The sequence below is a fragment of the Bhargavaea sp. GQ12 genome (assembly GCF_059758705.1).
The window spans coordinates 131,497-156,593 of the sequence record NZ_JCAXEU010000003.1 but is presented as its reverse complement, the minus strand read 5'-3'; the positions used below and the strand labels follow the sequence as shown (position 1 = coordinate 156,593).

At 55.6% G+C, this 25,097-nt stretch carries 29 protein-coding genes and 1 other annotated feature; of the genes, 27 read left to right on the top strand and 2 right to left on the bottom strand.

From position 1 onward, the window contains the following. Positions 1–89 precede the first annotated feature (89 nt). The 17 genes from AC6CHQ_RS04225 to pheA all read left to right on the top strand — a co-directional run bounded on the left by AC6CHQ_RS04225 (position 90) and on the right by pheA (position 12,837). Positions 90–692, top strand: a complete 603-nt coding sequence (locus AC6CHQ_RS04225; RefSeq protein WP_498080942.1) for a Maf family protein — start codon at positions 90–92, stop codon at positions 690–692. Then, positions 689–1,384 carry a RadC family protein gene (radC, locus tag AC6CHQ_RS04220; protein ID WP_498080941.1) on the top strand — a complete coding sequence of 232 codons (696 nt, stop codon included), beginning with the start codon at positions 689–691 and terminating at the stop codon, positions 1,382–1,384. The genes AC6CHQ_RS04225 and radC overlap by 4 nt, the downstream gene beginning before the upstream one ends. Before the next feature lie 351 nt (positions 1,385–1,735). Beyond that, on the top strand, positions 1,736–2,752 hold the full coding sequence (locus AC6CHQ_RS04215; RefSeq protein ID WP_498080940.1) for a rod shape-determining protein: 1,017 nt from the start codon (positions 1,736–1,738) through the stop codon (positions 2,750–2,752). An 18-nt stretch (positions 2,753–2,770) separates the two neighbouring features. Continuing rightward, a complete protein-coding gene (gene mreC, locus AC6CHQ_RS04210) occupies positions 2,771–3,688 on the top strand; it encodes a rod shape-determining protein MreC (RefSeq protein ID WP_251238563.1) in 918 nt (305 codons plus the stop codon). Next, complete coding sequence (gene mreD, locus AC6CHQ_RS04205) at positions 3,685–4,209, top strand: rod shape-determining protein MreD (protein WP_092051376.1); 525 nt, start codon at positions 3,685–3,687, stop codon at positions 4,207–4,209. Before mreC ends, mreD begins: the two co-directional genes overlap by 4 nt. A gap of 27 nt (positions 4,210–4,236) precedes the next feature. Continuing rightward, complete coding sequence (gene minC, locus AC6CHQ_RS04200) at positions 4,237–4,908, top strand: septum site-determining protein MinC (RefSeq protein ID WP_092052164.1); 672 nt, start codon at positions 4,237–4,239, stop codon at positions 4,906–4,908. Between the two features lies 1 nt (position 4,909). Beyond that, positions 4,910–5,710 carry a septum site-determining protein MinD gene (minD, locus tag AC6CHQ_RS04195; RefSeq protein WP_251238564.1) on the top strand — a complete coding sequence of 267 codons (801 nt, stop codon included), beginning with the start codon at positions 4,910–4,912 and terminating at the stop codon, positions 5,708–5,710. A gap of 111 nt (positions 5,711–5,821) precedes the next feature. After that, positions 5,822–6,778 carry a nuclease-related domain-containing protein gene (locus AC6CHQ_RS04190; protein WP_498080939.1) on the top strand — a complete coding sequence of 319 codons (957 nt, stop codon included), beginning with the start codon at positions 5,822–5,824 and terminating at the stop codon, positions 6,776–6,778. A 399-nt stretch (positions 6,779–7,177) separates the two neighbouring features. Next, entirely contained in the window at positions 7,178–7,738 is a 561-nt protein-coding gene (locus AC6CHQ_RS04185; RefSeq protein WP_498080938.1) for a peptidoglycan DD-metalloendopeptidase family protein, read from the top strand. A 19-nt stretch (positions 7,739–7,757) separates the two neighbouring features. Next, positions 7,758–8,381, top strand: coding sequence for a site-2 protease family protein (locus AC6CHQ_RS04180; RefSeq protein WP_498080937.1), 624 nt, complete (start codon positions 7,758–7,760; stop codon positions 8,379–8,381). 31 nt (positions 8,382–8,412) lie between these two features. Continuing rightward, positions 8,413–8,485: a sequence feature (ribosomal protein L21 leader region), on the top strand. Between the two features lie 12 nt (positions 8,486–8,497). After that, positions 8,498–8,806, top strand: coding sequence for a 50S ribosomal protein L21 (rplU, locus tag AC6CHQ_RS04175; protein WP_008299799.1), 309 nt, complete (start codon positions 8,498–8,500; stop codon positions 8,804–8,806). A gap of 3 nt (positions 8,807–8,809) precedes the next feature. After that, complete coding sequence (locus tag AC6CHQ_RS04170) at positions 8,810–9,133, top strand: ribosomal-processing cysteine protease Prp (RefSeq protein WP_092051366.1); 324 nt, start codon at positions 8,810–8,812, stop codon at positions 9,131–9,133. A gap of 12 nt (positions 9,134–9,145) precedes the next feature. Next, positions 9,146–9,430 carry a 50S ribosomal protein L27 gene (rpmA, locus tag AC6CHQ_RS04165; RefSeq protein ID WP_092051364.1) on the top strand — a complete coding sequence of 95 codons (285 nt, stop codon included), beginning with the start codon at positions 9,146–9,148 and terminating at the stop codon, positions 9,428–9,430. A gap of 166 nt (positions 9,431–9,596) precedes the next feature. Continuing rightward, a complete protein-coding gene (locus AC6CHQ_RS04160) occupies positions 9,597–10,130 on the top strand; it encodes a Spo0B domain-containing protein (RefSeq protein ID WP_498080936.1) in 534 nt (177 codons plus the stop codon). Continuing rightward, positions 10,130–11,422 carry a GTPase ObgE gene (obgE, locus tag AC6CHQ_RS04155; RefSeq protein ID WP_498080935.1) on the top strand — a complete coding sequence of 431 codons (1,293 nt, stop codon included), beginning with the start codon at positions 10,130–10,132 and terminating at the stop codon, positions 11,420–11,422. The genes AC6CHQ_RS04160 and obgE overlap by 1 nt, the downstream gene beginning before the upstream one ends. Before the next feature lie 61 nt (positions 11,423–11,483). Then, positions 11,484–11,939 carry a transcriptional regulator ThrR gene (gene thrR, locus AC6CHQ_RS04150; protein WP_498080976.1) on the top strand — a complete coding sequence of 152 codons (456 nt, stop codon included), beginning with the start codon at positions 11,484–11,486 and terminating at the stop codon, positions 11,937–11,939. Between the two features lie 22 nt (positions 11,940–11,961). Then, positions 11,962–12,837 carry a prephenate dehydratase gene (gene pheA, locus AC6CHQ_RS04145; protein WP_498080975.1) on the top strand — a complete coding sequence of 292 codons (876 nt, stop codon included), beginning with the start codon at positions 11,962–11,964 and terminating at the stop codon, positions 12,835–12,837. Between the two features lie 121 nt (positions 12,838–12,958). On the opposite strand, the gene AC6CHQ_RS04140 is transcribed toward pheA, so the two are convergent. Next, the gene (locus AC6CHQ_RS04140) at positions 12,959–13,498 is read right to left on the bottom strand and encodes a transcription repressor NadR (protein WP_251238569.1); all 540 of its coding nucleotides are present in this window, start codon (positions 13,496–13,498) and stop codon (positions 12,959–12,961) included. Positions 13,499–13,637: 139 nt separating this feature from the next. Between AC6CHQ_RS04140 and AC6CHQ_RS04135 the strand changes: the two genes are divergently transcribed. From AC6CHQ_RS04135 to AC6CHQ_RS04100, 8 genes are all read left to right on the top strand, one after another. Next, entirely contained in the window at positions 13,638–14,756 is a 1,119-nt protein-coding gene (locus tag AC6CHQ_RS04135; protein ID WP_285858592.1) for a LysM peptidoglycan-binding domain-containing protein, read from the top strand. Between the two features lie 6 nt (positions 14,757–14,762). After that, entirely contained in the window at positions 14,763–15,635 is an 873-nt protein-coding gene (locus tag AC6CHQ_RS04130; protein WP_251238570.1) for a phosphotransferase, read from the top strand. A gap of 169 nt (positions 15,636–15,804) precedes the next feature. Continuing rightward, complete coding sequence (gene ruvA / locus AC6CHQ_RS04125) at positions 15,805–16,410, top strand: Holliday junction branch migration protein RuvA (protein ID WP_251238571.1); 606 nt, start codon at positions 15,805–15,807, stop codon at positions 16,408–16,410. Positions 16,411–16,454: 44 nt separating this feature from the next. Beyond that, positions 16,455–17,474 carry a Holliday junction branch migration DNA helicase RuvB gene (gene ruvB / locus AC6CHQ_RS04120; protein ID WP_251238572.1) on the top strand — a complete coding sequence of 340 codons (1,020 nt, stop codon included), beginning with the start codon at positions 16,455–16,457 and terminating at the stop codon, positions 17,472–17,474. Continuing rightward, a complete protein-coding gene (gene queA, locus AC6CHQ_RS04115; RefSeq protein WP_251238573.1) occupies positions 17,471–18,523 on the top strand; it encodes a tRNA preQ1(34) S-adenosylmethionine ribosyltransferase-isomerase QueA in 1,053 nt (350 codons plus the stop codon). Before ruvB ends, queA begins: the two co-directional genes overlap by 4 nt. Then, positions 18,520–19,662: a tRNA guanosine(34) transglycosylase Tgt gene (gene tgt / locus AC6CHQ_RS04110; protein WP_251238574.1), complete on the top strand. Its 1,143-nt coding sequence runs from the start codon at positions 18,520–18,522 to the stop codon at positions 19,660–19,662. Before queA ends, tgt begins: the two co-directional genes overlap by 4 nt. A gap of 39 nt (positions 19,663–19,701) precedes the next feature. Beyond that, positions 19,702–19,962: a preprotein translocase subunit YajC gene (gene yajC / locus AC6CHQ_RS04105; protein WP_092051342.1), complete on the top strand. Its 261-nt coding sequence runs from the start codon at positions 19,702–19,704 to the stop codon at positions 19,960–19,962. 145 nt (positions 19,963–20,107) lie between these two features. Then, positions 20,108–20,749 (top strand): DUF421 domain-containing protein, encoded by a 642-nt coding sequence (locus tag AC6CHQ_RS04100; RefSeq protein ID WP_251238575.1) that lies wholly within the window; start codon positions 20,108–20,110, stop codon positions 20,747–20,749. A gap of 3 nt (positions 20,750–20,752) precedes the next feature. On the opposite strand, the gene AC6CHQ_RS04095 is transcribed toward AC6CHQ_RS04100, so the two are convergent. Then, positions 20,753–22,264, bottom strand: a complete 1,512-nt coding sequence (locus tag AC6CHQ_RS04095) for a putative polysaccharide biosynthesis protein (RefSeq protein WP_498080934.1) — start codon at positions 22,262–22,264, stop codon at positions 20,753–20,755. Between the two features lie 94 nt (positions 22,265–22,358). On the opposite strand from AC6CHQ_RS04095, the gene AC6CHQ_RS04090 reads away from it, so the two are divergent. Both AC6CHQ_RS04090 and secDF read left to right on the top strand, forming a co-directional pair. Then, a complete protein-coding gene (locus tag AC6CHQ_RS04090; RefSeq protein WP_177168305.1) occupies positions 22,359–22,712 on the top strand; it encodes a post-transcriptional regulator in 354 nt (117 codons plus the stop codon). A gap of 116 nt (positions 22,713–22,828) precedes the next feature. Further along, a complete protein-coding gene (gene secDF, locus AC6CHQ_RS04085) occupies positions 22,829–25,096 on the top strand; it encodes a protein translocase subunit SecDF (RefSeq protein WP_498080933.1) in 2,268 nt (755 codons plus the stop codon). Position 25,097: the final 1 nt, after the last annotated feature.

Below are 25,097 nucleotides of genomic sequence, written 5' to 3'. Positions count from 1 at the left end.
TATTCCATATCCGTTTTTGAAAAGTGAGGATTTCTCTAATTCCCCCGGCTCGGCTATGATGAAAACAAACCGATTAGGGGGAATGGCACATGGAATTCATAACGAACCGGCAGGTGATCCTCGCATCCGGATCACCGAGGAGAACAGAGCTGATGGGGGTGGCGGGAATCCCGTTCATCGTTCGGAAGCCGCAGGTGGAAGAACCGCCGATCCGGCAGGGGGAGATGCCGGCGGCATATGCAGAGCGGCTCGCCGGGCTGAAGGCACGGGACGTGGCGGCAAATGAGCCGGAATCTGTCGTGATCGGTGCCGACACTGTCGTGCACCAGGGAGGGATGGTATACGGGAAGCCGGCTGACAGGGAGGATGCGAAGGCGATTCTCGAATCGCTCTGCGGCTCGGTGCATTCTGTCTCGACAGGGGTGTGTGTGGCGCACGGTGAGCAGGAACGCACCTTTTCTGTCACAACGGACGTCGAGTTCCGGAGTGTCCCGGACTGGGTAATCGACCGGTATGTCGACTCCGGCGATCCGATGGACAAGGCCGGCGCATACGGTATCCAGTCCGGCGGCGCATTGTTTGTGAAGGAGATCCGGGGGGATTACCACGCGGTGGTCGGGCTTCCGATCGCGGATGTCTTCAAGGTGCTTCATGACATGGATGTGATCTCGGGAGAGGGGGACGAGCCTTGACGACGGACCTGTACGTTCCGAAAATCAGCGAGCTCCATATCGCCGACCGGCCGAGGGAGCGGCTCATCCGTCAGGGAGCGGAAAGCCTGTCCAATCAGGAGCTGATCGCGATTTTGCTCCGGACCGGCACACGCTCAGAATCGGTCCTCCAGCTGTCCAACCGGGTGCTGGCTTTTTTTGACCGGATCCAGGACATGCAGCACGCGACACTTGAGGAGATGACATCGGTCAAAGGAATCGGCGAGGCAAAGGCGGTGCAGCTGCTCGCGGCTGTGGAACTCGGCAAACGCCTGACCCGCAAGCAGTCGACGGAACGCTATGTCATCCGATCACCGGAAGACGCCGCCACTTACCTGATGCCCGACATGTCGAATCTGAATCAGGAGCACTTTGTCGTCCTGTTCCTGAACGTGAAAAACGAGGTGCTCCACAGCCGGACCATCTTTATAGGAAGCCTCAACTCCTCGATCGTCCATCCGAGGGAAGTTTTCAGGGAAGCAGTCAAACGCTCCGCGGCATCCATCATCTGTGCCCACAACCACCCGAGCGGCAACCCGTCCCCGAGCCCGGAAGACATCGAAGTCACCAAACGCCTCTCCGAAGCCGGCAAAATCGTCGGCATCGACCTCCTCGACCACATCATCATCGGCGACCACAAATTCCTCAGTCTCAAAGAAGGGGACTTTATTTAAATGAACGGTAGGGGCGAGTGTCTCTCTGTTATGGTTGATTGCAGCGAAAGGCCCGAGACACCTGCGGAAAAGCGTTAGCCGAAGACCCCAGATGTTGCGCAACGCTTTGCTTATGCGCACAGACGCCAGTCTACGTACTGGCGCCGGCTAAGGCAACGCCCGCGGTAAGCGTCCGCCAGCAGCGAAAATCAACCCACACTCTATCCGCCATAGCAAGAAAATACTTACTTTAATCTATTACACGATATAGCTTCATATAAGATTGTCACTTTCTCGCGGAATCCGTTATAATGATGTGTATGATTTCAAACCGGCAACACTAACGGCCGCGCAGAAAGGGAGATTAATAGCGTGTTTGGATTCGGATCAAAAGATGTCGGGATAGACCTCGGCACAGCAAATACATTAGTTTTCATCAAAGGCAAGGGAATTGTTCTCCGCGAACCGTCCGTCGTCGCGAAGAATGTAAAGACCGGAGAAATCGTCGCAGTCGGGAATGATGCGAAGAATATGATCGGCCGGACACCGGGCTCGATCATTGCGACACGTCCGATGAAAGACGGCGTCATCGCGGACTTTGACACAACAACGGCCATGATCCAGTATTACCTGCGCGAAGCACAAAAAGCATCCGGCGGCACATGGAAAAAGCCGAACGTCATGATCTGCGTGCCATACGGCATCACATCGGTCGAACAGCGCGCCGTCATCGACGCATCCCGCCAGGCAGGCGCCAAAGACGCCTTCACCATCGAAGAGCCGTTTGCGGCAGCGATCGGCGCAAGCCTCCCGGTATGGGAACCTACCGGCAGCATGGTCGTCGATATTGGTGGCGGGACAACGGAAGTGGCAGTTATCTCGCTCGGAGGCATCGTCACAAGCGAATCGATCCGTGTCGGCGGCGACGCAATGGATCAGGCGATCATCTCGTATATCCGCAAAACCTACAACCTGACGATCGGCGACCGTACCGCGGAACAGATCAAGATCGAGATCGGCTCCGCCAATGTCACCGAAAAGCCGGAAAAGATGGAGATACGCGGACGCGACCTGCTTACGGGCCTTCCGAAAACGATCGAAATCTCTTCGGAAGAAATCGCGGAAGCGCTCAAGGAATCCATCACTGCAATCATCGATGGCGTGAAAAAGACCCTCGAGCACACACCGCCTGAGCTGGCGGCGGACGTCATGGAGCGCGGCATCGTGCTCACGGGCGGCGGCGCATTGCTCAGCAACCTCGACAAAGTCATTGCGGAAGAAACGAACATGCCTGTATCCATCGCAGAAGACCCGCTTGACTGCGTGGCAATCGGCACCGGCAAGGCGCTGGACAACTTCGATGTCATCAAGAAACAGCAAGCCAGATAATACGGGAGTGAAGGCACCATGCCGCAGTTTTTCTCAAACAAACGGCTGATCCTCCTTCTCGTCGGTGTCATCGTGCTGGTCGCCCTGATCTTCTTCTCGCTCAGGGACCGCGACCAGGCGAACGTGCCCGAGCAGATCGTAAAAGATGTCGTCGGCTTCGGACAGCAACTGTTCTCGAAGCCGGCGCATTACATAACGGGCCTGGTCGATGATGTGGATTCACTCCTGAACACCTATGAGGAGAATCAGCGCCTGCGGGCACGGCTCGTTGAATACGCGGCCGTCCAGGCGGAGCTCAGCGATGTACGCAACGAAAACCAGCGGCTCAAGGACATTGTCGGCAAAGAGGATGACCTCAGGGACTATGAGCCAATCCAGGCAACGGTCCTCGCAAGGAACCCGGATCAGTGGGAAGAAAAGATCGTCATCGATCGGGGCGAGTCCCATGGCATCCAGAAAAATATGGCGGTCATGACGGCCCAAGGACTGATCGGCAAAGTCATTCTCACGACACCTTTTACATCAACTGTTCAGCTGCTCGCAACACAGGATCCGGACTACCGGGTATCCGCGCTCGTCACGGGTGAGACGGAGGCGTTCGGGCTGATTGAAGGGTATGACACCGAGCGGGGGGAACTGATCCTCCGGAGGATCGACTCCGCCTTCGAGATCAAGGAAGGCCAGAAGGTCGTTTCGTCCGGCCTCGGCGGCATTTTCCCGAAAGGACTATTAATCGGGGAAATCACCGAAGTGACGACGGATGACTTTGGTCTGACGAAGCAGGCGCACATCAAGCCGGCCGCCGATTTTTCGTTGCTGGAACATGTGATCGTCGCCAAGCGGACATCGACTGCGGTCGACGGATCAGATGCCGGCAACACGGGAGAGGCCATGGATAAAACGGCGGATGGCGGGGAAGAAGGGAACGGCTCATGATCCGGCTCCTCATTCCGCTCGTCGCCGTCGTTTTGTTCTATGTGGAGCCGGTGTTCGGGCTGTTTTCCCCGATTGAGATCGGCGGGGAGCTCCGCTTCCTCATTCCGCGTTTTCTGATCATGTTCCTGATTTTTGTCGGTGTCTATTACAGCCGGCAGCGTGCCCTCGTGTACGCAATCATTTTCGGACTCTTGTACGATTTATTTCACATTGATATTATTGGACTATACGCCTTCCTGTACCCGGTCGTCTGCCTGCTGGCAATCTGGGCAGTGAAGCATATCCACCAGCACATCATCGTCGTCACGGTCATCACGCTGCTTCTGGTGGCTGTGCTCGAAACTGCGCTGTACGGATTTTTCACACTGATCGGATTTATCGGGATGCCGTTCAACGAATTCATTCCGACCCGCCTCGTGCCGACGATGATCGCCAACTCGGTGTTCCTTGTTTTGCTGGGCTGGGTGTTCAAATCGCTTGCCAACCGGCGGAGCATCCAGAAAAGGGAAAGAATGTTGTAAGCATGGAGGAGAATTGGGGTGACGCAAGTGACTAAAAAACAGCTTGTCATGATAAAAGGAACGAAGTCGGGCCTCGTGTTGCGCCTTGACGACCAATGCGCCTATTCCGAACTGATTTCGGAACTGGAGCAGAAAGTCCGGGATGAGGCGCTTGAGGGGACGACGGAGATCCAGCTCCACCTCGGCAACCGGTTCTGTACCGATGAGCAGGTGAAGGAACTCATCAACTGTGTCCAGAAATCTCCCCATCTCCGAGTAACGAAAGTGCAGAGTGATGTCATCCGTGTGGAGGAGTGCAACCGCCTCATCCGGGAAAGCCAGTCTGAGACGTATGTCGGGATTGTGCGCTCCGGACAGGTCCTGAAGGCGGAGGGCGACCTCGTCATCATCGGTGACGTCAACCCGAACGGGAAGGCCATCGCGAACGGGAACATCTTTGTCCTCGGCCGGCTCAAGGGCATCGCCCATGCCGGTGCCGGAGGCAATCATGACGCGGTCATCGCAGCTTCCTGGCTGGAAGCGACGCATCTGATGATCGCCGATAAAGTGGAGACGATGACGGACGAACTGACGGTTCTGTCCGAACGCCCGGAAATGGAATGTGCCTACATCCACCGGAACGGTTTCATCGCCATCGACCGACTTCAGGAGCTCCGCATCCTGAGGCCGAACCTATCTACATTCAAGGGAGGAAGCTAATGTGGGAGAAGCCATCGTTGTAACATCTGGGAAGGGGGGCGTCGGCAAAACGACGACGACCGCCAACCTGGGAACTGCATTGGCCCTTCAAGGCAAGAAAGTCTGCCTGATTGACACGGACATCGGCCTCCGGAATCTGGACGTCGTGCTCGGCCTTGAAAACCGGATCATCTACGATCTCGTCGATGTGGTGGAAGGGCGTTGCCGTGTCGGGCAGGCGCTCGTGAAGGACAAGCGCTTTGAAGACCGGCTGTTCCTGCTTCCGGCTGCACAGACAGCGGATAAATTGGCCGTATCGCCTGAGCAGATGAAAGAGCTTGTCACAGAGCTGAAGCGCGAATATGACTATATCCTGATTGACTGCCCGGCCGGAATCGAGCAGGGCTACCAGAACGCCGTTGCCGGTGCCGACCGCGCAATCGTCGTCACGACACCTGAAATTTCCGCGGTGCGCGACGCCGACCGGATCATCGGCCTTCTCGAGCAGGAAGAAAACATCGAACCGCCGAAGCTCATCATCAACCGGATCAAGCGCCACCTTATGGACTCCGGCGAGGCGCTCGACGTCAACGAGATCACGACGCACCTGTCGATCGATCTTCTCGGCATCGTCATGGATGATGAAAACGTCATTTCTTCATCCAATAAAGGCGAACCGGTCGTCCTGAACCCGGCGAACCGCGCCGCCACGGGCTACCGCAACATTGCCCGCCGCATCCTCGGCGAATCGGTCCCGCTCATGTCTATGAACGAGCAGAAAAAAGGCTTCTTCGGCAAACTGAAGTCTCTTTTCTCGAAATAATCGTTTCCCGGGAAATCGGGAAGAAATAATGTAATTCGACAATGTGACCCCCATCACATGCCTGTTCAGGCGTGCGGATGGGGGTTTTTATAATGGAAAGGAGGAAAGGTGATGGGGAAGCGCAGTGTGCCGGAGCGGCTGGCCGCACTGGCGGTGCTGGAATCGAGAGTATCGCCGGGACACCGTTCCTACTCTCGGACCAAAAGTGATCTCGACATGCGGCTTGCCGGATTTGCAGGGGAGAAAAAGGCGGATTTTTATCTTGAAGAGTTGAGGATGAAGGAGAAGCCGCTAGTTTTGAAGGATGTCATGATTCCATCCGGCGGAAAGCAGGTGCAGGTGGACACGCTTGTGTTGCATCCGGCGTTTCTTCTCGTCCTTGAGATTAAAAACATGACGGGCGAACTCCACTTTGACGAAGAAACCGGACAATTTTACCGTGTGAAAAATGGTGTCCGGGAGGGCATGCGGAACCCTGAAGACCAGCTAAACCGTGCCGTTATAGCAACGGAGCGCTTCCTCGCATCAATTGATTTGCCCGTCCGAGCCCACGGAGCCATCGTGCTCGCCAGCTACAATGGGCTGGTTGTCCAGGGCCCCGTAAGCCTGCCAATCTTCCCGGTAGACAGACTGCCGGGGCACATTGAGAAACTGGAGAAGGAGAATCGAGCAATCTTAAGAAGATCGGACCTGCATTACGTTGATGATACGCTCAAACTTCTGTCGCGGGAAAAGCAAGATCAGCATTTTAAATGGTATAATCTTACAGGTGTTGATGTTGAAGCGGGCGTGAGATGTCCCGGCTGCTTCAGAATTGGCATGGAGCGTGGGTACGGAAAGTGGCTTTGCATGGATTGCAAAGTAACATCAACCGATGCCCATCTTGCCACGCTACAGGAATATCGATTGATGTTTGGAGAGGAGATCACCAGCAAGCAATTAATGAACTTTATACAACTACCCAATCTCTACCTTGCGATCCGCCTATTGCAGGAGAAATATCCCACTATAAATGAGAATAAGAGAAATAAACGATACCGTATTAATTCTGATCCCTCATTATTATAAAGCTTCATCAATCACCTGCTTTACCGAAAGTAATCCTGGTGTGAAACAGGCAGAAAAGCTGTCAAAGCTAAAATAACAGCCAGCTACTTGCAACAAGGCCACTGAAATTGAAACAAGGGCCAGCCACTTGCAATATGGCATTCCAAGTTGAAATAAGGGCCAGCCACTTGCAATATGGCATTCCAAGTTGAAACAAGGGCCAGCCACTTGCAATATGGCATCCCGAGTTGAAACAAGAGCCCCGCAACTTGCCACATGGCACCATAACTTGCCACAAGGACGCGCTACCTGCCACACGCCGCCGCCCCAACTGCACTCTCCAAATCTCTCAACAATTTATCATCACCCCGCCCCCTTCTACATATGATAGAGAAAACATTTTGCAGGGGTGTGGTGCTGATGAGGTGGAGGGAGAAGTGGGTGGCGGCGCTGCTCGTGACAGTGGTGCTGTTCGGGGTGGCGAAGCTGGAGGAGCATCAGGTGATGAAGACGCAGATCACGCATCTGGTGCGGTCGGGCGAGGAGCTGACTGTCCTGAAAAAGTGGGTGATGTCGTTTGTGGATCAGGGCCGTCCGGAGACGACGGTTCCGGTCATCGCGGACGGGACGACGCCGGCGATGGCGGAGTTTTCGTCACTGCAGCCGTTCCGTGAAGGCGTGGTGCTGTCGTATAATGCGACCATACCGGTGACGGCGAAGGGGGACGGGCTGGTTATCTATACGGGGCATACGCGCCAGACGGGGAAGACGGTGACGGTTCAGTATGACGACGGGGACACGGTGACGTATGGGTTCATCGGAAAATTCCTTACCCTGCCGTATACGACGGTCGGAGAGGGCGAGCCGATCGCCGAGCTGGAGACGGGGGCGATGTTCCTCGGCGTGGAGCGTGACGGCGGGATGATGGATGCGGAAGGTGTGAAAAACTGGCTGGCTGCACTGAGGGGGACGGGGGAATGACAGCCGGAGCCCGGGGAAAATGAAGTACCGGATGCATCCGGTCATGATCCCGTTCCTGCTCGCCATCATCGCAGGCGGAAATGTCTCATTCTATGCCATCGTCCTCGGCTCGCTCCTTTTCCATGAGGCCGGCCACCTGCTGGCCGCAAAATGGACGGGCGCTCCCGTGAGGCAATGCGTCATCATGCCGTATGGCGGGGAAATCGTGATTCCCCGTTTTTCCCGTCTTCCGGAAAAGGACAGGCTCCTGATCATCGCGGGCGGTCCGGCGGCCACTTTACTGCTTCTGATCATCGCACTGTCGATCCAGATGCCGGGGCGTGACCTGCTGATCTCCACCCAGCTGGCCCTTCTCGGAATGAATCTGATGCCGCTTTTGCCGCTGGATGGCGGGCGGGCGGCGCTTGTTTTCTTTCCGGAACAAAAAATCGCATTCATCCTTATGTCCATAGCGCTCTCGGCTGCAACAGCAATTTTTTTGGCGCTTTACCTGCCGCAGTCCGCGCCTTATCTGTTTCTGGCCCTGTTCCTCCTGCTCCAGAATATTCTTCACTGGCGTTACAGAAAATATGAGCGGATTCTTGAGAGAGTCTATTCCGGAACTTTCCCGAAGCCGGCAGTTGACCGGCAGTCCCGTCTGTGATAGTATTTTCATGTTGGTTTGTAGCGCACCCGTGCTACTACAACCGCGCCGACAAGGTCTTAAGCACCAATTGGTCACCTTGGAGGGCGAGTCTTAGTCTAAGAGGAGGTGCAAGCATGTACGCAATCATTGAAACAGGCGGCAAGCAGGTTAAAGTTGAAGCGGGCCAGGAGATCTACATCGAAAAGCTCGCAGGTGACGTCGACGAGACGATCACATTCGATAAAGTACTGTTCGTCGGCGGAGATGACGTAAAAGTCGGAGCTCCATTCGTGGAAGGCGCTACCGTTACAGGTAAAATCGCCAAGCACGGCCGCGGCAAGAAAATCGTTGTCTTCAAATACAAGCGCCGTAAAAACTACCGCAAGAAGCAGGGTCACCGTCAGCCTTACACGAAAGTCGTCATCGACGGCATCAACCTGTAAGCCGTGATCCGGGTAATTGTGGATGAAACATCAGATGGCCGCATTATCTCATTCGAGATGACCGGCCATGCGGACTTTGCGGAGCACGGGAAGGATCTTGTCTGCGCTGCGGCTTCGGCCGTATCGTTCGGTGCCGTGAACTCAGTGTACGCACTGACGGAAACGGAACCTGAAGTGGAGCTTGGCGACGACGGCGGATATTTGTCCGTCAGGGTCCCGGATCCCGAAGACGAGTCTGTCCAGCTGATCCTGAAGTCCATGATCGTTTCATTGCAGACCATTGAGCGGGACTATGGTGAACATATCAAAGTGACTATCAACCGATAGGAGGTGGACTATATGCTACGTTTGGATCTCCAATTCTTCGCGTCGAAGAAAGGGGTAGGTTCCACGAAGAACGGCCGTGACTCCGAAGCGAAACGCCTTGGTGCGAAGCGCGCGGACGGCCAATTCGTAACCGGCGGCTCCATTCTGTACCGCCAGCGCGGGACGAAAATCCACCCTGGTGAAAACGTTGGCCGCGGCGGCGATGATACGCTGTTCGCAAAGGTTGACGGCGTCGTACGCTTCGAGCGTCTCGGCCGCGACAAGAAAAAAGTTAGCGTCTATCCGGCTGCTCAATAAGCTCATGGATGGCGGCGGGCTGCATGATTATCATGCGGCCCGCTTTTTTCTTTTGTGCAGGAAGGGAACGAATTTTTAGCCGCCTGCATTGAAACAGGCCTGTCCTGTAGTGGTATACTGTACGTACGGGGTGAACACGATTTTAAAATGACGGGAAGTGACCGGGATGGAAGAACGGCTGTCTGCACAGGAACTGCTGAAATACTCGAGGCACGATCATATGAATACTCTTCACCTGATCCGCATGCAGTTGGATCTTGGCATGGAGGATGGCGTGCGGCAGGCGATCGAAGATGCGGTCGGGCGTGCGCGGCAAGAATCCGCACTCAGCTCGATCGGCATGCCGCGCACTTCGGTGTGGCTGCAGACGTTCGCCTGGCGCTTCCCGGAGTACCAAGTGTCGCTGGAGGTTTCCGCGGAAGTCCCGGGCGACATCGAAGCCGACCAGGAAACGGAAGCGTTCCTGGAAGAGCTGTTCGCCATATTGCAGGACGGACTCAGCCCTTATGCGGAGTACGAAGCCCACATCCGGGTTCAGACGGATTCCGCCGGGTGGTCGGCCACGTTCACACTGGCCGGTCCGCATGACCTGAAGGAAGGGTTGCCGGAAGCGGCACCGGAAGCAAGGTTTACATTCCATCATTCAGAGGAAGATGGAAAGCTGAATATGACTGTAGCTGGAAGGAAGGTGGATCGGTGATGTTTGTCGATCACGTAAAGGTCTATGTAAAAGGCGGGGACGGCGGCAATGGAATGGTCGCGTTCCGCCGGGAAAAATATGTGCCGGACGGCGGTCCCGCGGGTGGCGACGGCGGCAAAGGGGCTGACGTCATCTTTGAGGTGGACGAAGGCCTGCGCACGCTGATGGATTTCCGTTATCAGAAACACTTTAAGGCCCAGCGCGGAGAGCACGGGATGAGCAAGAGCATGCACGGCAAAAACGCGAAGGATATGATCGTCAAGGTCCCGCCGGGCACAACGGTCACGGATGCCGTTACGGGCACAATCATCGCGGACCTGACCGACCATGGCCAGCGGGCGGTCATCGCCAAAGGCGGACGCGGCGGACGCGGCAATATCCGGTTTGCCACACCGGCGAACCCGGCACCGGAAATTTCGGAAAAGGGCGAGCCGGGCTATGAGCTCGAGGTCGTCCTCGAGCTCAAAGTTCTGGCCGATGTCGGTCTGGTAGGTTTCCCGAGTGTCGGCAAGTCGACGCTTCTCTCGATCGTTTCCGCGGCCAAGCCGAAGATCGGCGATTATCATTTCACGACGATCGTCCCGAACCTCGGTGTCGTGGATGTCGGTGAAGGGCGCAGTTTCGTCATGGCGGACCTTCCCGGACTGATCGAGGGCGCCCATGAAGGTGTCGGGCTCGGCCATCAGTTCCTGCGCCATATCGAACGGACGCGCGTCATCGTCCATGTCATCGATATGTCCGGCATGGAAGGCCGCGACCCGTATGAGGACTATGTGACGATCAATGAAGAGCTGGAACAGTACAACCTCCGCCTGATGGAGCGTCCGCAGATCGTCGTGGCCAACAAGATGGACATGCCTGAGGCGGAAATGAACCTGGCGGAATTCAAGGAGCAGATTCCGGCGGATGTGAAAGTGTATCCGATTTCGGCAATCACCCGCCAAGGATTGTCTGACCTCCTTTATGCCGTCGCGGATCTGCTTGATCATACTCCGGAATTCCCGCTTTACGATCCTGAGGAAGTGGAGGAATCGCGCCACGTCCTGTACAAGTTCGAGGCGGAGAAAAAAGACGAGTTCATCATCGGCCGTGATGATGACGGTGCTTATACAGTCGGGGGACCGGCGATCGAACGCCTGTTCAAGATGACCAACTTCTCTCATGAGGAATCGGTCCGCAGATTCGGACGCCAGCTCCGCGGCATGGGCATCGATGATGCGCTGCGCGAGCGCGGTGTGGAAAATGGGGATACCGTCCGCATCATGGATTACGAATTCGAATTCGTAGAATGAGACCTGCCCGTCAAGGGGGCCTGCCGGCATGCCGGCGGGCAGAGAAAAGAGGGCTGAAACAGTGAAAGATGTTTCGGATGAAAACTATTATCTCGTCAGGGAGGACGTCCTGACGGAATCGATGCAGAAAACGCTCGAAGCGAAGCGCCTGCTGCAGAACGGCGAGGAATCCACGATCTGGGATGCGGTGAAGCGGGTCGGACTGTCGCGGAGTGCGTTCTATAAGTACCGCGATACTGTCTTCCCGTTCCACTCCGTTGTACAGGAGCGGATCCTGACCATCTTCATGCAGCTGGAAGACCGCGAAGGCGCACTTGCGGAACTGCTTCGCACCGTTGCGGGAGCCCAATGCAATGTGTTGACGATCCATCAGACGATTCCTATCCAGGGCCGTGCCAACGTGACGCTGTCGCTGGATGTAACGTCGATGACGATGGAACTGAACACGTTTTTGCAGGCGCTGAAGCGGTTGCCGTTCATTGAATCGGCAGATGTGGTCAGCTCGGGCGCTTATTGAGGGGGAGAACATATTGGAAGAAATGGTGACACGGGTAGCCTATCTCGGACCGGAGGCGTCGTTCACGCATCTGGCGGCCGACGGCCTGTTCCATGGGGACTGGCTCCTGCCGTATACGACCATTCCGGAAGCGATTGAAGCAGTTTCGGAAGACCGGGCGGACTATGCGGTGGTCCCGATTGAAAACGCATTGGAGGGCGCCGTCTCCCTGACGGTCGACTACCTGTATCATGAAGTGGAGCTTTTCATCGCGGCTGAAATCCTGCAGCCGATCGACCAGCATCTGATGGTCCACCCAGACCGCGCAGACAGCTGGGAAGAGGTGGAGTCGATCCATTCCCACCCGCAGGCGCTGGCCCAGTGCCATAAGTTCCTGCATTACCGGTTCCGCGGTGTTCCGCTGATCCAGGCGACTTCTACATCCGGGGCGGCCAGATATGCTGCGGAAAACCCTGAACTGCCGATTGCCGCCATCGGAAACCGGTTCGCGGCGGAAAAGTACGGGCTGAAAATCGTCCAGGACAGCATCAACGACTTCCACTTTAACCGGACCCGTTTCGTCGTTTTGTCGAAGCGGGAAGGGGAGATCGGCAAGCCGGGCTGCGGGGATAAGATTAAATCCACGCTGATGATCAACCTGCCGAAGGACAACCGCTCCGGCGCGCTTCACCAGGTGCTGTCGGTATTTGCCTGGAGGCGGCTGAACCTGACCAAGATCGAATCCCGCCCGATGAAGACGGGTCTCGGCGACTACTTTTTCATCGTCGATGTGGATGCAGGCGGCGATGATCCGATGATGAAGGGCGCGCTGGAGGAATTGGCCGCTCTCGGCTGTGTCGTCAAGCCGCTTGGCACCTATAAATCCTATGAAATCAAACCGGCACCGCGCGAAAATTAAGCGCGATGCCGGTTTTTTTGATGTGTCTGAGGGTGATTACGAAACTCCGCAGGATATCACGAAGCGACATCGATAGTCCGAAACCGCTGTTCAAAAACACGGTGATTTTCCGCAATCCCGATCATGCTTCGTCGGTCAAAAACCCATGCTCCCTCAATGCCTCTTCCGCTCGGTTGAGGATTTCCTCGCTGTCTGCGGTGATGGTGTGGAGGTGGGGGCCTCCGGTCAACTCAAGCAGGAGCGGTGACCCCGTTTCATTTAACCGTGCGAGGAATTCCCTCACGTCATGCCGGTTATTGACCATGATGGCTGCATTGAGCTCTCCGTATACCGGATGTTCCACCGTGACGTCACGGACAGAAGCGCCCGCATCGACAATCAGATTGAGTTCTTCTTCCGTCCGGTCCGGGGCATGGGTGCAGGCGATTTTACGGGACAGTCCGTCCCGCCGTTCAGGCGCTTCACCGCCAAGATGCACGTATCCCGAACTCGTCGCCATGATGGATTCTCCGTGGGCCTTCAGCAAGTTGATATCTCCCACGATGACCTGGCGGCTCACCCCGAACATTTTTGCGAGTTCCGCTCCCTTGGTGGGACTGCCGCTTTCTTTCAGATTTCTGAGGATCTGTTCCCTCCGCTCGTCCCCCTTCAACTTTTCCATGGGCTTCGACTCCTTCCCGTCATAACTGCTGTTCGTTTTCTCATAACTTATTGTGAAGACGTCCTCGGGGTCTGTCAAAGTTTCAGTGTCATCGCCCAGTGCGGGTTCATACGCTATACCGATGGAAGGGGGAGAAGCAATGCACGTGCACATAGTGCAGAAGGGGGATACCCTCTGGAAAATCTCCAGGCAGTACGGGGTTCCCTTTGAAGAAGTTAAACGGCTTAATGCTCATCTGGCAAATCCGGACTACATCGTACCGGGGATGAAGATTTTCCTGCCGGATCATGCGAAGAAAGGCAAGGGCCAGCCGCCGGCTGAACATCCGTACAAGGACGGCCGTCCGAAAAAACCGGTGAGGGAAAAGCCGGAAATGGAATCACCGGAACTCACACCGGTTCCGCCTCCGCCGCCTCCAATGGAGAAACCGGCACCGCCAAAACCGGCCCCTCCAAAGCCTGCACCGCCGAAGCCTGCGCCAAAACCTGCGCCAAAACCAGCACCAAAGCCTGCGCCGCCAAAACCGGCTCCGCCAATGCCTCAGCCATTGCCAACACCGCCTCCAATGCCGATCGAGGAATCTCCGATGGCTCCGCCTCCGGTCATGCCGGAAATGGAAATGCCGGCGCCGCCGAAGCAGGAACCATGTCCACCCGAGAAGGAGGCGGCCATGCCGATGATGATGCCGATGCCGTTCTGTTACATGCCGGTGTTTGATATGTGCTGTCCAATGTGCGGTCATGGCCATATGCCGACCCATCATTATCCGCAAATGATGCAGCCGTATCCTCAAATGCCGGTGGAATCATATCCTCAGGCCCAACCGTATCCGCCGATGCCTCAGATGCCTTCAGCACCCGGCTATACATTGCCGATCGCGGAAGGAATGCCGGAATACGCCATGCCGGCAGAGCATGAATCAACGGACAGAGGCTGGAAGATGGGTGAATCGACGTCCGTTTCGTCATCGCTGGATACGTACTTGGGTGACCGTCACGACCACGAATCCCCGATGATGGATGACCTTCAGATTCCACAGATGCCACAAATGCCGCAAATGCACCAGATGCCAGAGCATATGTACCAGGCAGAGTCGACTTGCGGATGCAGTGGAGGTCAGGGACCAACTGTACCGTACGCCGTTCAGGCTGCAGCCTGGCCTTACTGGCCTCAGCCTTCCTGGCAGCCGTTCCCGGGCCACCATCACGGAAATTGCTGCAATGTATGCGGTTCACCGTTCGGATACGGCGGCTACTGATTACCCATGGCTGCCGGTGTAAACATCCGACAGATCAAACAGAACGTCTGGAAATGGGAAGTCGGCGGCAAGCGTTATTCTTTGAAGAAATATGATTCTGCCCTGCAGGCCAGAAAAGTAAGGCGGATACACGATGAATTGGAGAATATCGGGTTCCCCTACGTCCTGCCGATCATCGGTTCAGCGGATGAGCGCGCAGTCATCCAACCCTGGCTGGACCGTGCCAAGTCCGCCGATTATTCAAGCAGGACGGGGCGGGAGCGGACACTCTCGATTCTCCGAACGCTTCACGCTACGTCCGGCCAGGTGAACTGGGAAGGGACCGGAGTGCTGTACCCGTACCCGCTTGTCGCAAAGTGGGAAGACCGCCTTGCGAAATTCCGGAAACAGAAAAAGCAGCTTGCCCCTCTGATCGGAAATCATCAGTACGAATCAATTGTCTATCACGCCGAAGAGGCTCTCCGGACCATCCGTAAAACTTACGATCCGGAAGAGGATTGTACATTGTTGCACGGAGACGTTGTCCACCATAATTTTCTGAAGGCACCCGACGGCAACTATGTCATGATCGATTTTGACCTGGCATGCACGGGTCCGGCCGGCACGGAGACTGCACTCTGGATTCATCGTGTGCTGCCGCATGTCGACTTTAACCTGGATTACTTGTGCGGCGAGCAGCCGGAACTCGCCTCACTGTCTGCATCGTCGTTCAATCTGCTTCTTTATCCGAACGAGCTGCTGAGGGAATGGCTGTATCTGCTGTCTCTCGACGAAGAGAAGCAGAAGCAACTAAAAGCCCGGCTCGACCGGTTTACCGACAAAGCCCTTTCCGCCTGGATACCGCTCTGTTATCAGGTGGCAAAGCGGTCGAATCAATGAATGCTTATGGCTGTGTGTTTTTCCTTAGAGGAAAGACACACTTTTTTATTCGCATAAAATTATTATGTTAACTATTTTGGGCGGTGTCTTGTGCCCTTTGCCCCACCTGATGCGGGGATGCGAACATGTATGCTATAATCTACTCATTGTGAAAGAGGGGGAACACGGCTTGTATGATTACATAAAAGGGCGCATCACAAGGGTGACGCCCGAGTATATCACGGTTGAGCAGGGCGGCATCGGCTATCAGGTGATCACGCCCAATCCGTATGCCTTCCATGCGGACGAGGAGATGCAGGTCTTTACGCATCTGCACGTCAGGGAAGACGTGATGCAGCTGATCGGCTTCCAGGCTCCCGAACAGCGGGAACTGTTCCGAAAGCTGATAACGGTCTCCGGCATAGGGCCGAAAGGGGCACTGGCCATCCTAGCCGGCGGCATGACCGCACAGGTTGTTGCTGCAATCGAAGCGGAAGATGAGAAGTTCCTCGTCAAATTCCCCGGTGTCGGCAAAAAGACCGCCCGCCAGATTATCCTGGATCTGAAAGGGAAGCTGGACGGCGTGACGGATGAAGTTGTCTTCCTGACTGAAACAGAACCTGAAGCGGGCCTCGGCTCGAATCACGATCTCGAAGAAGCGATGCTTGCGCTAACCGCGCTCGGTTACTCGGAAAAGGAGCTTGGCAAGGTCCGGCTGAAGCTTGAAAATGAGTCGTTGGAAAATACGGAAGCCTATATGAAGCGGGCACTCTCGCTTCTTTTAAAGCAGGGATAAGACGTGAGCAGGTTTGTACAAGCTGACGGAAAGGAGGGGGACTGATGGGAGAACGGGTGATTTCGGGCGAGGCTTCGGTGTTCGACGATGGTTTTGAACAGTCGCTCCGCCCCCAGCGGCTCGTCCAGTACATCGGGCAGGAACGTGTCAAACACAATCTCGGCATCTTCATTGAGGCGGCCAAGCAGCGGGAGGAAAGCCTGGACCATGTGCTTTTGTACGGACCTCCCGGGCTCGGCAAGACGACGCTCGCATCGGTCATCGCGAATGAAATGGGTGTCAATTTCAGGACGACGAGCGGTCCCGCAATCGAGCGTCCGGGCGACCTTGCGGCCATCGTAAGTTCGCTTGAGCCGGGGGATGTGCTGTTCATCGATGAAATCCATCGGCTGAGCCGTGCGGTTGAGGAAGTGCTATATCCGGCGATGGAGGATTTTTGCCTTGATATCGTTGTCGGAAAAGGGCCGGAAGCAAGGTCGATCCGGTTTGATCTGCCGCCGTTCACACTGATCGGCGCGACGACGAGGGCCGGCTCCCTGTCAGCCCCTCTCCGCGACCGGTTCGGCGTGCCGCTCCGCCTCGATTACTATGACCGGGAAGCCCTGGCGGAGATTGTCGTTCGGAGCGCCGATATTTTCGGTGCGCCGATCTCGCGCGACGCGGCCGAAGAGATGGCGATGCGGTCGCGCGGAACACCGAGGATCGCCAACCGCCTTCTCCGGCGCGTGAGGGACTTTGCGCAGGTGCGCGGCAATGGTGAGATTACGCTTCCGACAGCAAAAGAAGCTCTCGAGCTGCTTCAGGTCGATTCGCATGGTCTTGACAGCATCGACCATAAGCTTCTGCTTTCAATGATCGAGCGGTTCAGGGGCGGGCCTGTCGGACTCGACACAATCGCCGCAAGCATCGGCGAGGAATCAGCTACGATCGAAGATGTGTATGAACCTTATTTGCTGCAGGTCGGATTCCTGCAGCGTACACCCCGCGGGCGTATCGCTACGCCACGGGCCTATGAACATTTCGGCATCGAATTGCCTGACGACGGAAGAAGGAACCCATCATGAATGTAGAAGACTTTGATTTTCATCTGCCGGAGGAACTGATTGCACAGACTCCGCTAAAAGACCGGACGGCATCCCGTCTGCTCGTCGTGGACCGGGAGACCGGAAGCCTTGACGACAGGAATTTCTCCGATATTCTGGAGTATTTTGAACCGGGTGACTGTCTCGTCCTGAACGACACTAAGGTTCTCCCAGCGCGTCTAATGGGTACAAAAGAAGAGACGGGCGCGACGATCGAAGTGCTCCTCCTGACAGACAAGGGCGGAGACGAATGGGAAACGCTCGTGAAGCCGGCTAAGCGCGTAAAGCCGGGAACTGTCGTGACGTTCGGTGACGGCCTGCTGAAAGCAGAGTGCACCGGAACGGGAGACCACGGGGGACGGACATTCAAGTTCAGCTATGAGGGCATCTTCTATGAAGTGCTCGACCGGCTCGGCGAAATGCCTCTTCCGCCATATATCCATGAAAAGCTGGATGACCGCGACCGCTATCAGACCGTGTTCGCGAAAGAGCGCGGTTCTGCGGCAGCACCGACCGCAGGACTCCATTTTACGGAAGAACTGTTGGACCGGATCCGGGAAAAAGGTGTGGATATCGTGTTTATCACGCTCCATGTCGGACTCGGCACGTTCCGGCCGGTGAGCGTCGACACGATCGAGAGCCATGAGATGCATTCGGAGTACTACAGCGTTTCCGAAGAGGCTGCGGCTGCGATCCGGAAAACAAAAGAAGCCGGAGGCCGAGTTATAGCGGTCGGTACGACTTCAACCCGGACACTGGAAACGATCGCTTCCGAGAACGGCGGAGAGATTGTCTCTGCGGGCGGATGGACGTCCATCTTCATCTATCCCGGATATGAATACAAGGCGATCGACGGGCTCATCACCAACTTCCATTTGCCGAAGTCGACTCTGATCATGCTCGTATCCGCCTTCTCGTCACGGGAGATCATACTCAATGCATACAGGCATGCGGTGGACGGGCGTTACCGGTTCTTCAGCTTCGGTGATGCGATGTTCCTGATGCCTCCAAAGAAAGGGAGAAACGAATGACTCCAGCGATCACCTATGAACTGATTAAAAAAGACAAGCAGACAGGTGCCCGTCTCGGCATCGTCCATACTCCGCACGGTTCGTTCGAGACTCCGGCATTCATGCCTGTGGGTACACAGGCGACCGTAAAGACCATGTCCCCCGAGGAACTCAAAGAAATGAAAGCCGGCATCATCCTGAGCAACACATATCATCTGTGGCTCCGGCCAGGCCATGAGATCATCAGGGAAGCGGGCGGCCTTCACAAATTCATGAACTGGGACCGGGCGATTCTGACCGACTCCGGCGGCTTCCAGGTGTTCTCGCTTAGCGACATGCGGAAAATCGAGGAAGAGGGCGTGCATTTCCGCCATCATCTCGACGGTAGCAAGCTTTTCCTGAGCCCGGAAAAGGCGATGGAGATCCAGAATGCGCTCGGTTCGGACATCATGATGGCTTTTGACGAGTGCCCTCCGTATCCCGCCTCCCACGAATACATGAAAGCGAGTGTCGAGCGGACATCCCGCTGGGCGGAGCGCTGCCTTGAGGCTCACAGCCGCCCGGGGGACCAGGGACTGTTTGGCATCGTCCAGGGAGGCGAGTATGAAGACCTGCGGCGCCAGAGCGCGCAGGACCTCGTTTCCCTCGACTTCCCGGGCTATGCAGTCGGCGGACTTTCCGTCGGCGAGCCGAAAGATGTGATGAACCGGGTGCTCGACTTCACGACGCCGCTTCTTCCGGAAGAAAAGCCGCGCTATCTCATGGGGGTCGGATCTCCGGATGCGCTCATCGACGGCTCAATCCGCGGCATCGACATGTTCGACTGCGTGCTTCCGACGAGGATTGCCCGCAACGGCACACTCATGACGAGCGAAGGGCGCCTTGTCGTCAAGAATGCGAAGTTTGCGCGCGATTTCCGGCCGCTGGACGAGAACTGCGACTGCCATGTTTGCCGGAACTACAGCCGCGCCTATATCCGCCATCTCATCAAGGCGGAAGAGTCGTTCGGAATCCGCCTGACTTCGTATCACAACCTGTACTTCCTCATGAACCTCATGGAACAGGTCCGGCAGGCGATCCGCGAAGACCGCCTCGGCGATTTCCGTGAAGAGTTCTTTGAACAGTACGGATACAACAAACCGAATGCAAAAAACTTCTGAAGCTTGTATACTTGTACCATACAGAAAGGGGGAAATTTTGTGGAAACATTAGTAGCCCTGATGCCGCTGATCCTGATGTTCGCCGTGATGTGGTTCTTCTTGATCCGCCCGGCTCAGAAGCGGCAGAAAGCAACACAAAAAATGCAGAATGAAATTCAGCGCGGCGACAAAATCGTCACGATCGGCGGCCTTCACGGCACGGTCGATGCAGTCGATGATGCGACCGTGTTTGTGAAATGCGCCGACGGTTCCCGTCTCCAGTTCGAACGCGCGGCGATCGGCCGTGTCCTTGACAACTGATTTGCCGGAACGATCGCAGGCACAGCGGAATGATCCGCCGTGCCTGCGGTCTTTTTTTATTTCCTGATCGTTGGGCCGGACAGGGGCGATCGGATGAATGTTTCCTGCACGGAATCCCTATACTGAGCGGGAAAAGAGGTGCATCATGGAAGATTTGCTGATTGTAGTATGGCGGACGGTTTTCCTGTATGTGCTGATCATCTTCGTGCTGCGGCTCATGGGCAAGCGGGAACTCGGCGAGCTGAGTGTGGTCGATCTCGTCATTTCCGTCCTGATGGCGGAAGTGGCCGCCTTTGCGCTGGATGATCCGGACAGTCCGCTGTTTATGGCCATTATGCCGATTTTGGTTCTCCTGATCATCCAGATCACTGCTTCGTTCATTTCCCTGAAAAGCAAAAAGTTCCGGGATGTCGTCGAGGGGGGGCCAGCGGTCATCATCCGGAACGGTGTAATTGAAGAACAGACCATGAGAAAACAGCGCTACAATATCGATAACCTACTTCAGCAGCTGAGGGAGCAGCAGGTGGCATCCGTCCGTAACGTCGCCTATGCTTTTCTTGAGGCAAGCGGCAATCTGGCAGTGTTTGAAAAAGACAGCGACCGTCCCATCCTTCCGCTGATTTCGGATGGCGTGGTCCAGAAAGAGCACCTGTCTCTGATCGGCAAGGATATGGAGTGGCTGATGAACGAGTTGAATGCGGCTGGCTACAGCAGTCCTGAGCAGGTGTTTTTCTGCACGCTCGATAAGGAAGGCATGCATATCCAGGAAAAAGGGAGTACAGGGTGAGTATCAGAACCGGCGTGCCAGCTTATGGACGGTCCTAAGATCCGACAGACGGAAATAGCGGAACAGGAAGAGGAGCACGAGCAGGAAGAAGCTTGTGACGACAATGTCCCCGAGCATCCCGAACGGCACTTCCTCGATCAGAAGCGGACGGGCGACCACGGTCAGTACAAAGGACAGGTAAGGAATAACGAACATCGTGAATCCCGTGGAGGCCTCCCGCTTTTTGCGAAGCGTCGCAATGTGCAGGAACGAAGTCACCAGTACCCCAAACCCGATGGCCATAACGGCACCGGCTTCCTGGAGTCCCGGCTGTGAGGCAAGGACGAACATGACAAGCAGTTTGCCGATTCCCCCATAAACGGAGTTCATCATGGCGGCCTTCGCTTCCTGCATCGCCTGCAGGATGGAATGCAGCGGCCCCTGTATATAGTAGAAGAAAAATATCGGTGCGAGCATCAGCATATAGGCTCCGCCATCGGATATGTGGAACAGTTTCACTGCCATTTCCTCACCGTGGAGAAAGAATACAGCTGCTGCGACACTTCCCGTGATTGCAGAAATCCGCAGCGACAGATGGATACGCTCCCGAAGAAGCCGCACATCATTCAGCGCGGCAGCGCTCGACACCGCCGGCACGAGAACGACAGAAAGGGCATGGGAGATAAAAGCAGGGAACAGGAGAAGCGGAATCAGCACACCAGAGATGACGCCGTACAGCGAAGTCGCCGCCGTCACCCCGATCCCCGCCATGCCGAGTGCACGGATAAAAACGATCGGTTCGAGAAACCAAGTGAACGAACCGAAGAGCCTGCTGCCGGAAGACGGTAGGGAAACAGACAGGATGGGCCGGAGAGGGTACATCTTTTTTGTACGGTCCGGCTTGTTCAGTTTGACTTGTCGGTACTTGATGTAAAGGTACAGGAGAGTGGCCACTTCCGCCGCTCCGGTGATGGCCATTGCGTAGCCTGCCGTGAGCGCAGGACTGGAAGGGTCAGCGAATAGCGGCAGAAGAAAGCTGATCAGGGCAATGCGCACTGTCTGCTCGAGAATTTGGGACCATGCCGTCTCTTCGATCCGTGCAATCCCCTGAAAATACCCGCGGATCAGGCCTGATGCGGTCGCAATCGGCAGAGCGGCAAGCGAGATGTACAGCACGACTGAGGTCTCCGGGTTGCCGAGGAGCGTCCCGGACAGATAAGGAATTCCCAGTATAAACAGCGGAAGAAGTGCGATAGAAGCAAATGCGGAGAGGATGACTGAGGTGCGCATCACCTGCTGCAGGCTGCTCCGCTCCCCCCGGGCATGCAGTTCTGCGACCACTTTGGCTACACCAATCGGAAGTCCGAGCTGAATGAGCGCGAGGAAGAAAATAAAAGCCGGATAAGCGGACATGTAAGTGCCGACCGCTTCTTCTCCCGCAACCCGCATGAACTGCATCCGGTAGATGAAGCCGAAAAACTTGGACAGGAAAACCGCGCCCATCAGGATAATCGTCCCCCGGAAAAATGTCGACACGCTGAACACTTCCTTCTCATGTTGGCCGAAATCTTATACAATATCCGTATGCGGGAGCAAGGGCCCGTACGACTCGCAGAAAGGATGTGGCAGCATGGCAGAGGAAGGTTTCCCGGATCTTTTTGAACAGGTCCGTCCGGCTTTATCGAACAAGACGGATGAATTCGTGTTTTATGGCTACGGATCTGTAACTGAAGAGGATCTGTGGTCATACTGTCTGGGTAAACTGTGGAGGAAAAAGGACCTTCACGAACTCCCGGTACATGAAGCTGTGGGTGACATCCTGTCCATCTCGCCGACCCGATACATGTCCCATACACAGGTCGAAGGCTTTAAAAAAGCCGCAGGCAACAGCAGTTTTGGGGGATTGGATGAGGAAGAATTCCGCGAGCTCCTTGCTCCAAAAGGGCAGAAAAGGGAAGGTCATACAGCCCAAAGGCTGAATTGACACGACAGGCAACGTGTTCCATAATGGAACTGTTGCTTTTTTTGTACGTCTATAAATAGGTGTCCGGCAGTTGAAGGACACTGTCTTCTGCTGCAAATTGAATAGGGGGAACATCAATGAAAACTCGTGGGCGCATAGTCGCTTTTCTATTGCTCCTGGTGCTGTTTGCCACAACGATCGGCGGAACGGGCAAGCAGATTGCCCAAGACGTCAATCTCGGCCTGGATCTTCAGGGCGGTTTCGAAGTACTCTACCAGGTGGAACCGCTCCGTGACGGACAGAAGATCACCGAAGAGGTCGTCGCGGACACCGCACGGGCACTGACCGACCGAATCGATGTGCTCGGTGTGAGTGAGCCGAGCATCCAGATCGAGTCCGGAAACCGGATCCGTGTCCAGCTGGCGGGCATCGAGGACCAGGAGTCGGCCCGTGAACTGTTGTCTACGCAGGCTAACCTGACATTCCGCGATACAGCCGACCGCCTGATGCTTGACGGGGATGACCTTGTCGAGGGCGGCGCCCAATCGACGTTCAACGACCAGGGCCAGCCTATTGTCACGCTCAAGTTGAAGAGTGCTGAAAAGTTTGGCGAAATCACCACGGAAATCGCGGGGATGGCACCGAATAATCAGCTTGTCATCTGGCTTGATTTTGAGGAAGGTGTTGACAGCTTCGCTGAAGAAGTAACGAAGCCGGAGCCGAAGTTTATTTCCGCACCGAACGTTTCGCAGGCGATCCTGTCATCGGATGTTGAAATATCCGGTTCCTTTACAGTTGAAGAAACGAAGCATCTGGCCGGCATTCTGAACGCCGGTGCACTTCCGGTCAACCTGGAAGAAATCTATTCGACATCGGTCGGTGCACAGTTCGGTGAACAGGCACTTGATAAAACCGTCATTGCTGCAGCAATCGGTATCGCACTCGTACTTCTCTTCATGCTCGTGTACTACCGCGTAGCCGGTTTTGTTGCAGTGATCACGCTGTCTGTATATGTTTATCTGCTGATTCTCGTCTTTAACCTGCTGAACGGCGTGCTGACGCTTCCGGGCATTGCAGCAATCGTGCTCGGTGTCGGGATGGCAGTCGATGCCAACATCCTGACATACGAACGGATCCGCGAGGAACTCAGGATCGGGGCTTCGGTGAAAGAAGCTTTCAAGGCCGGCGCCAAGTCATCCTTCACTGCGATTCTTGACGCGAACATCACCACGCTTATCGCAGCAACCGTCCTGTTCGTCTTCGGGACAAGCTCCGTCAAAGGATTCGCGACGATGCTGATCCTGTCGATCATGCTCAGCTTCATCACCGCGGTCTGGGGATCGCGCCTGCTGCTCGGACTGCTTGTCCACAGCGGCATGCTCGATGGAAAAGCGGGAGCATTCGGCCTTTCGAAAAAGTATATTCATCCGAAAGAGGAAGAGTTGGATGTCCTTGATCTCTCAACGAAATTTGACTGTTTCGATTTTGCCGGTAACCGGAAAAAATTCTTTACGGCCTCCATCATCTTCCTGGTTGCCGGCGCGATCATCCTGGGTGTATTCAAGCTTAACCTTGGCATCGACTTCTCCAGCGGCACAAGGGTGGAAGTCCTCTCCAATGAACCGCTGACCCAGGAAGAGGTGGCAGCGTCTCTCGAAGAGGCTGGCCACCCGACCGAGGACATTCTGATTTCAGGCGATAACAAGGAAATCGCCGTATTCCGTTATAAGGAAGACTTGAGTCAGGGTGAAATCAACCAGTTAAAATCGGACCTTGGAGAACTTTACGGCCATGAGCCAAACGTAAGCACCGTTTCGCCGACAGTCGGCCGGGAACTGGCTGAAAATGCGGTCAAAGCACTGGCCATTGCCATGGTGGGGATCATCATTTACGTTGCCTTCCGCTTTGAGTGGCGGATGGGTGTGGCATCGATTGTGTCGCTCCTGCACGATGCGTTCTTTATGGTCGCGCTATTCAGCCTGTTGAGACTCGAAGTCGACATCACGATTATCGCGGCCATCCTGACCATCATCGGTTACTCGATCAACGATACAATCGTCACCTTCGACCGGATCCGTGAGAACCTGCACAAGATGAAGAAAATCGAGACGGAGGAAGACCTCAAGAATGTTGTCAACAAGTCACTCCGCCAGACACTGAGCAGGTCGATCAACACAGTACTGACGGTCATCCTGGTCGTTCTCGCTCTCATCTTCTTTGGAGCAGAATCGATCCGGAACTTCTCACTTGCGCTGCTGTTCGGCCTGATCGCGGGAACTTACTCGTCGATCTTTATCGCCGCACAGTTGTGGCTGCAGTTGAAGAAGAGGGAGATCAACAAGAAAGGGACGCTCGACGTCCAGAAAAAAGAAAAGAACTGGGGCTCCGACGAACCTGTCGTATGAT

Coding starts and splice junctions, on each gene's coding strand:
- mreC (WP_251238563.1), top strand. CDS start 2,771: ATGCCGCAGTTTTTCTCAAACAAACGGCTGATCCTCCTTCTCGTCGGT.
- AC6CHQ_RS04180 (WP_498080937.1), top strand. CDS start 7,758: ATGAAGTACCGGATGCATCCGGTCATGATCCCGTTCCTGCTCGCCATC.
- AC6CHQ_RS04160 (WP_498080936.1), top strand. CDS start 9,597: ATGGAAGAACGGCTGTCTGCACAGGAACTGCTGAAATACTCGAGGCAC.
- AC6CHQ_RS04225 (WP_498080942.1), top strand. CDS start 90: ATGGAATTCATAACGAACCGGCAGGTGATCCTCGCATCCGGATCACCG.
- obgE (WP_498080935.1), top strand. CDS start 10,130: ATGTTTGTCGATCACGTAAAGGTCTATGTAAAAGGCGGGGACGGCGGC.
- queA (WP_251238573.1), top strand. CDS start 17,471: ATGAATGTAGAAGACTTTGATTTTCATCTGCCGGAGGAACTGATTGCA.
- secDF (WP_498080933.1), top strand. CDS start 22,829: ATGAAAACTCGTGGGCGCATAGTCGCTTTTCTATTGCTCCTGGTGCTG.
- AC6CHQ_RS04130 (WP_251238570.1), top strand. CDS start 14,763: ATGGCTGCCGGTGTAAACATCCGACAGATCAAACAGAACGTCTGGAAA.
- tgt (WP_251238574.1), top strand. CDS start 18,520: ATGACTCCAGCGATCACCTATGAACTGATTAAAAAAGACAAGCAGACA.
- rplU (WP_008299799.1), top strand. CDS start 8,498: ATGTACGCAATCATTGAAACAGGCGGCAAGCAGGTTAAAGTTGAAGCG.
- mreD (WP_092051376.1), top strand. CDS start 3,685: ATGATCCGGCTCCTCATTCCGCTCGTCGCCGTCGTTTTGTTCTATGTG.
- AC6CHQ_RS04140 (WP_251238569.1), bottom strand. CDS start 13,498: ATGGAAAAGTTGAAGGGGGACGAGCGGAGGGAACAGATCCTCAGAAAT.
- AC6CHQ_RS04190 (WP_498080939.1), top strand. CDS start 5,822: ATGGGGAAGCGCAGTGTGCCGGAGCGGCTGGCCGCACTGGCGGTGCTG.
- AC6CHQ_RS04135 (WP_285858592.1), top strand. CDS start 13,638: ATGCACGTGCACATAGTGCAGAAGGGGGATACCCTCTGGAAAATCTCC.
- ruvB (WP_251238572.1), top strand. CDS start 16,455: ATGGGAGAACGGGTGATTTCGGGCGAGGCTTCGGTGTTCGACGATGGT.
- AC6CHQ_RS04100 (WP_251238575.1), top strand. CDS start 20,108: ATGGAAGATTTGCTGATTGTAGTATGGCGGACGGTTTTCCTGTATGTG.
- pheA (WP_498080975.1), top strand. CDS start 11,962: ATGGTGACACGGGTAGCCTATCTCGGACCGGAGGCGTCGTTCACGCAT.
- AC6CHQ_RS04090 (WP_177168305.1), top strand. CDS start 22,359: ATGGCAGAGGAAGGTTTCCCGGATCTTTTTGAACAGGTCCGTCCGGCT.
- rpmA (WP_092051364.1), top strand. CDS start 9,146: ATGCTACGTTTGGATCTCCAATTCTTCGCGTCGAAGAAAGGGGTAGGT.
- AC6CHQ_RS04185 (WP_498080938.1), top strand. CDS start 7,178: ATGAGGTGGAGGGAGAAGTGGGTGGCGGCGCTGCTCGTGACAGTGGTG.